A 6000-nucleotide genomic window follows, 5' to 3' on the forward strand; every position below is an offset into this window, starting at 1 on the left:
AAGTCTGACGGTTTGCCAAGTCGGAGTATGTAAAACTTTTCAAACCAGTGCTCATTTCTGATAATTGGTACTGGCAGAAAGCCTTTACCCGGCTCACTATTTGTCACAGAATTGACGCCAAGGAAACGGCGACTATGAGGCAAGATGAACACCCATTTTTCACCGACGGTTGAACATTTTGTCGTCGCCACGGTCGTACTTCCATCCCGTGCGGCCAATTTGAGAACCGCTTCCCCCTGAACCAAAATCTGGTCAATTTATATGCGCCCATTGAAACAGGCTATTTATTCGAGCCGCACCGCTGACAAGTTCGTCGTCCGCCTGCCAGACGGGATGCGTGAGCGCATTGCCGAGGTAGCGCGCAACCATCACCGCAGCATGAACTCCGAAATCATCGCCCGCCTGGAACAGAGCCTGATCCAGGAAGGTGCGCTGGGTGAAGAGCTGAGCATGCGCCTGGACAGCCCGGAGCTGTCCCTGCATGAGCGCGAGTTGCTGCAACGCTTCCGCCAGCTGTCCCACCGACAGCAGAACGCCCTGGTGGCGCTCATCGCTCATGATGTGGAAATGGCTGCCGACGCCTCCTGAGGTTTGCAGCGAACATGAAAAAGCCAGCGTAAGCTGGCTTTTTTGTGGGCGGCCCCCAGGGACCTGTGGGAGCGGGCGCACCCGCTCCCACAGTGTACGCGGAGCGCCCAGCATCAGTTCTGTGCGCAAAAGCGCAGCCCAATGGGCTGGGCAATCTCTCCTGCAGCCGGGTCAGAGCAAGAACACCGTAGCCAGGCCGAGGAAGATGAAGAAACCGCCGCTGTCGGTCACAGCAGTGATCATCACACTCGCGCCCATCGCCGGGTCGCGCCCAAGGCGGGCCAGGGTCATCGGAATAAGCACGCCCATCAGCGCCGCCAGCAACAAGTTCAAGGTCATCGCCGCGGTCATGACCACGCCAAGTGACCAGCTGCCATACAGCCAGAAGGCCACCGCACCAATCACCCCGCCCCAGACCAGGCCGTTGATGAGCGACACCGCCAGCTCTTTGCGCATCAGGCGGCTGGTATTGCCCGGCGACACCTGGTCCAGCGCCATGGCACGGACGATCATGGTGATGGTCTGGTTACCGGAGTTGCCACCAATACCCGCTACGATCGGCATCAACGCGGCCAACGCCACCAGCTTCTCGATCGAGCCTTCGAACAGACCAATCACTCGCGAAGCGACAAAGGCGGTAATCAGGTTTATCGCCAGCCATGCCCAACGGTTGCGCAACGAGCGCCAGACCGAGGCAAAGATATCTTCCTCTTCACGCAGACCGGCCATGTTGAGGACTTCGCTTTCGCTTTCCTCACGGATCAGGTCGACCATCTCGTCAATGGTCAGACGGCCAATCAGGCGGTCGTTCTTGTCGACTACCGGTGCCGATACCAAGTCGTAACGCTCGAACGCCAGTGCAGCGTCGTAGGCATCTTCCTCGGGCTTGAAGGATACCGGGTCGGTCGCCATGACCTCCGCCACCTTCTTCTCCGGGTCGTTGACCAGCAGGCGCTTGATAGGCAGTACACCCTTGAGGATGCCTTCGTAGTCGACCACGAACAGTTTGTCGGTATGGTTGGGCAGCTCTTTCAGGCGGCGCAGGTAGCGCAACACCACTTCCAGGCTGACGTCTTCGCGGATGGTGACCATCTCGAAGTCCATCAGCGCGCCGACCTGCTCCTCGTCGTAGCTCAGCGCCGAACGCACGCGCTCGCGTTGCTGGGCATCGAGGGTTTCCATCAGCTCGTGGACAACGTCGCGCGGCAGCTCGGGCGCAAGGTCGGCCAGCTCGTCGGCGTCCATTTCCTTGGCAGCAGCGAGCAGTTCGTGATCGTCCATGTCGGCGATCAGCGATTGACGAACCGAGTCGGATACTTCCAGCAGGATGTCGCCATCGCGGTCCGAGCGCACCAGCTGCCAGACCGTCAGGCGGTCTTCCAGGGGCAAGGCTTCGAGGATGTAGGCGATGTCGGCAGGGTGCAGGTCATCGAGCTTGCGCTGCAGCTCGACGAGGTTCTGGCGGTGTACCAGGTTTTCCACCAGGTCGTTGTGCGCACCTTCCTGGCGGTGGGTCAGGTCTTCGACCACGCGCTGGCGCTGCAGCAATTCGACCACCTGGGCCAGGCGGTCCTGCAGGCTGTCTTGCGCTTTTTTTACTTCTACTTCAGTCATAGGCGAACTCCACTCCCAGCAGTGGAGCACGCCGGGAGAATCAATCGGTCAGATCGTTCTGTATAAAACTTGTTAAGGGGTAACTACTGGGTAAGTCCATGGTGGTTTTCCACAAGCCCCGGCGGGGCTGACGGGCGCAATCATACACTGCTCAAGCTGTCAGATCGCTTAAATTTTCGGCCAGAACAATCGTTTGCGTGATAAAGCTAGGACAACGGTCGAAGCCATCAGTGCGACGGTTGCGGAAGATGGGAAAGCACATTGCGCTCACAGAAGAGCTTAGATCGACATCACCAACAATTTCAGTGGCGATAAAAACAAGAAGCCCGCTCAATTGAGCGGGCTTCTTGATGGGGTATGGCGGACTCAGCAGGATTCGAACCTGCGACCGCTCGGTTCGTAGCCGAGTACTCTATCCAGCTGAGCTATGAGTCCGTGGTGGTAGTTTTAGACCAGGTTACCACTGGTTGACTGAAGCAGCTTTGCAAGCAGAGCCACTTCAAGAAAGTGGCGGACTCAGCAGGATTCGAACCTGCGACCGCTCGGTTCGTAGCCGAGTACTCTATCCAGCTGAGCTATGAGTCCGCAATTGGTAGTTTTAGACCAGATTACCACTGGTTGTTTGAAGTAGCCTTGCAATCAAAGCCACTTCAAAAGTGGCGGACTCAACAGGATTCGAACCTGTGACCGCTCGGTTCGTAGCCGAGTACTCTATCCAGCTGAGCTATGAGTCCGTGTCTTGCCGCGCATTATAGGTCGCTGAAACATTTTTGCAAGAACTTTTTCGTTTAAAATCAACTACTTAGCGTTCTTACTGTTTACAGCGCCCTAAGCGAATAATGGCGGTGAAGGGGGGATTCGAACCCCCGATACCCTTATGAGGTATACTCCCTTAGCAGGGGAGCGCCTTCGGCCACTCGGCCACCTCACCGCAACACGAGGCGAATATTAAAGAACCTCTTTCACCTTTGCAACCCTTTTTTTGAAAAAAACTTCAAAAGAATTAAAGGCTTGGCTCTTCATCCTTCTCTTTCTTGATCCGCAGGTAGATTTCCTCACGGTGAACAGCCACTTCCTTGGGGGCGCTGACGCCAATACGCACCTGGTTGCCTTTCACGCCGAGCACCGTCACGGTGATCTCGCCGTCTCCAATGATCAGGCTCTCGGCGCACCGACGAGTCAGAATCAACATAGCTTTCTCCTTACGCAAACATTCAGGGGTAACAGTCTTGGGTATCTGGGCCTGGCCGTGGACGACGACCTGGCCCGGTTACTCGCCACACAGGGCAGGACAGGGCCTGCGCGGCAAGCAGAAACGCGAAGGGCGCGGCAAGCCGCGCCCTTCCAGGCAGCGCCTTACTCGCCCTGTCGGGCTGGGGCGTCAAGCTCGAACGCGGTGTGCAGCGCACGTACCGCCAGCTCCAGGTACTTCTCTTCGATCACCACCGAGACCTTGATCTCGGACGTGGAGATCATCTGGATGTTGATGCTCTCCTTCGCCAGGGCTTCGAACATGCGGCTGGCGACACCGGCGTGCGAACGCATGCCGACGCCAACGATCGATACCTTGGCGATCTTGGTGTCGCCGATCACTTCACGCGCACCGATTTCACGGGCGGTGTTCTCCAGCACGTTCTGCGCCTTCTCGTACTCGTTGCGGTGCACGGTGAAGGTGAAGTCGGTGGTGTTATCGTGAGCGACGTTCTGCACGATCATGTCGACTTCGATGTTCGAAGCGCTGATCGGGCCGAGGATCTTGAAGGCCACGCCCGGGGTGTCCGGCACGCCGCGAATGGTCAGCTTGGCTTCATCACGGTTGAAGGCGATACCGGAAATGATCGGCTGTTCCATGGATTCCTCTTCATCAATGGTAATGAGGGTCCCCGGACCCTCCTTGAAGCTGTGCAGCACGCGCAGCGGAACGTTGTACTTGCCGGCGAACTCCACCGACCGGATCTGCAGCACCTTGGAGCCGAGGCTGGCCATTTCCAGCATCTCTTCGAAGGTGATCTTCTCCAGGCGACGGGCCTGCGGCACAACGCGCGGGTCGGTGGTGTAGACACCGTCGACGTCGGTGTAGATCTGGCACTCGTCAGCCTTCAGCGCCGCCGCCAGGGCCACGCCGGTAGTATCGGAGCCGCCACGGCCCAGGGTGGTGATGCTGCCGTGCTCGTCGACGCCCTGGAAGCCCGCTACAACCACCACACGGCCTTCCTTGAGGTCGGCACGAATCTTCTGGTCGTCGATTTGCAGGATGCGCGCCTTGTTATGCGAGCTGTCGGTAAGAATGCGCACCTGATTGCCGGTGTAGGACACCGCTGGCACACCACGCTTGATCAAGGCCATGGTCAGCAGGGCGATAGTGACCTGCTCACCGGTCGACACGATCACATCCAGCTCACGCGGCACCGGCTGATCGGTGATCTGCCTGGCCAGATCGATCAGGCGATTGGTTTCACCGCTCATGGCCGACAGCACGACCACCAGGTCGTCGCCCGCTTCACGGTGTTTCTTGACCTTTTCGGCTACCTGCTCGATCCGCTCGATGGAACCGACAGAGGTGCCGCCAAATTTCTGTACGATCAACGCCATTTCAATGGTGCCTCAGCCCATACAGGGCCCCAAAAAACAATCCAACATGAAGGGGCCGGCGACTAGACCGCCGGCCCCCTCATCTCAAAGTCCCTGCTCTGCGAACGGCACGGCCAGCGCCAGGGCCTGGTCCAGTGCAGCGACGTCGACGCCGCCACCCTGGGCCATGTCCGGACGGCCACCGCCCTTGCCACCCACTGCCGCAGCGGCTTGCTTCATCAGATCGCCAGCCTTGAGTTGGCTGGAGAGGTCTTTGGTCACGCCGGCCACCAGCACGACCTTGCCCTCATGCTCGCTGCCCAGCAGGATCACTGCGTGGCCGAGCTTGTTCTTCAGCTGATCGACCAGGGCCAGCAGGGCCTTGCCGTCCTGCCCATCCAGGCGGGCTGCAAGTACCTTGGCACCCTTGACCTCAACGGCCGCGTTGGAGAGATCATCCCCGGCGGCGCTGGCGGCCTTGGCCTGCAGCTGTTCAAGCTGCTTCTCCAGCTGGCGGTTGCGCTCGAGCACAGCCGACAGCTTGTCGATCAGGTTGTCGCGGTTACCCTTGACCAGCTGCGCGGCTTCCTTGACCTGCTCTTCGGCAGCGTTCAGGTAGGCCAGCGCCGCAGCCCCGGTAACTGCTTCGATACGGCGTACGCCAGAGGCCACGCCGCCTTCGCTGATGATCTTGAACAGGCTGATGTCACCGGTTCGCTTGGCGTGAATACCGCCGCACAGCTCCACCGAGAAATCGCCGCCCATGCTCAGTACACGCACGGTATCGCCGTACTTCTCGCCGAACAGCGCCATGGCACCTTTGGCCTTGGCGGTCTCGATGTCGGTCAGCTCGGTTTCAACCGGGGTGTTCTTGCGCACTTCGCGGTTGACGATGTCTTCCAGAAGCTTGATCTGCTCTGGCTTCAGTGCCTCGAAGTGGCTGAAGTCGAAACGCAGGCGCTGGCTGTCGACCAGCGAGCCCTTCTGCTGCACGTGCTCGCCCAGCACCTGGCGCAGCGCTTCGTGCAGCAGGTGGGTGGCGGAGTGGTTCAGCGAGGTGGCGTGCTGCACCTCGGCATCGACCTTGGCCTCGACCGGCGAACCGATCAGCAGCGCACCGCTGGCGACCACGCCATGGTGCAGGAAGGCACCACCGGTCTTGGTGGTGTCGCGCACGTCAAACCGTGCAGCGCCGGCCTGCAGGAAGCCCGAGTCGCCAACCTGGCC

Annotated in this window: 6 protein-coding genes and 4 tRNA genes; 1 reads left to right on the forward strand and 9 read right to left on the reverse strand. The window is 59.4% G+C overall.

The annotated features are described in order from the left end of the window. Window positions 1-261: 261 nt before the first annotated feature. Complete coding sequence (locus HP547_RS06870; RefSeq protein ID WP_172222409.1) at window positions 262-588, forward strand: Arc family DNA-binding protein; 327 nt, start codon at window positions 262-264, stop codon at window positions 586-588. A gap of 171 nt (window positions 589-759) precedes the next feature. Here HP547_RS06870 and mgtE read toward each other — a convergent pair whose 3' ends face one another. The 9 genes from mgtE to HP547_RS06910 form a co-directional block, all read right to left on the reverse strand. Further along, window positions 760-2202 carry a magnesium transporter gene (gene mgtE / locus HP547_RS06875; RefSeq protein ID WP_172222406.1) on the reverse strand — a complete coding sequence of 481 codons (1443 nt, stop codon included), beginning with the start codon at window positions 2200-2202 and terminating at the stop codon, window positions 760-762. Between the two features lie 151 nt (window positions 2203-2353). After that, window positions 2354-2536, reverse strand: coding sequence for a hypothetical protein (locus HP547_RS29340; protein ID WP_172222403.1), 183 nt, complete (start codon window positions 2534-2536; stop codon window positions 2354-2356). 24 nt (window positions 2537-2560) lie between these two features. Beyond that, window positions 2561-2637 (reverse strand) — tRNA-Arg (locus HP547_RS06880). 73 nt (window positions 2638-2710) lie between these two features. Further along, window positions 2711-2787: transfer RNA gene (locus HP547_RS06885), tRNA-Arg, on the reverse strand. A gap of 72 nt (window positions 2788-2859) precedes the next feature. Then, window positions 2860-2936: transfer RNA gene (locus tag HP547_RS06890), tRNA-Arg, on the reverse strand. A 106-nt stretch (window positions 2937-3042) separates the two neighbouring features. After that, window positions 3043-3133, reverse strand: a tRNA-Ser gene (locus HP547_RS06895). A 72-nt stretch (window positions 3134-3205) separates the two neighbouring features. Continuing rightward, complete coding sequence (csrA, locus tag HP547_RS06900) at window positions 3206-3394, reverse strand: carbon storage regulator CsrA (RefSeq protein ID WP_003254503.1); 189 nt, start codon at window positions 3392-3394, stop codon at window positions 3206-3208. A 164-nt stretch (window positions 3395-3558) separates the two neighbouring features. After that, window positions 3559-4794: an aspartate kinase gene (locus tag HP547_RS06905; protein WP_172222400.1), complete on the reverse strand. Its 1236-nt coding sequence runs from the start codon at window positions 4792-4794 to the stop codon at window positions 3559-3561. 84 nt (window positions 4795-4878) lie between these two features. Further along, a partial coding sequence (locus tag HP547_RS06910; RefSeq protein WP_256676280.1) for a DHHA1 domain-containing protein occupies window positions 4879-6000 on the reverse strand: 1122 nt, incomplete at its 5' end.

This window comes from Pseudomonas sp. CM27 (genome assembly GCF_013179515.1).
Lineage (GTDB): Bacteria > Pseudomonadota > Gammaproteobacteria > Pseudomonadales > Pseudomonadaceae > Aquipseudomonas.

What these genes read in the sequence shown, in the direction of transcription:
- HP547_RS06870 (WP_172222409.1), top strand. Translation starts at nt 262, where the DNA reads ATGCGCCCATTGAAACAGGCTATTTATTCGAGCCGCACCGCTGACAAG.
- mgtE (WP_172222406.1), bottom strand. Translation starts at nt 2,202, where the DNA reads ATGACTGAAGTAGAAGTAAAAAAAGCGCAAGACAGCCTGCAGGACCGC.
- csrA (WP_003254503.1), bottom strand. Translation starts at nt 3,394, where the DNA reads ATGTTGATTCTGACTCGTCGGTGCGCCGAGAGCCTGATCATTGGAGAC.
- HP547_RS06905 (WP_172222400.1), bottom strand. Translation starts at nt 4,794, where the DNA reads ATGGCGTTGATCGTACAGAAATTTGGCGGCACCTCTGTCGGTTCCATC.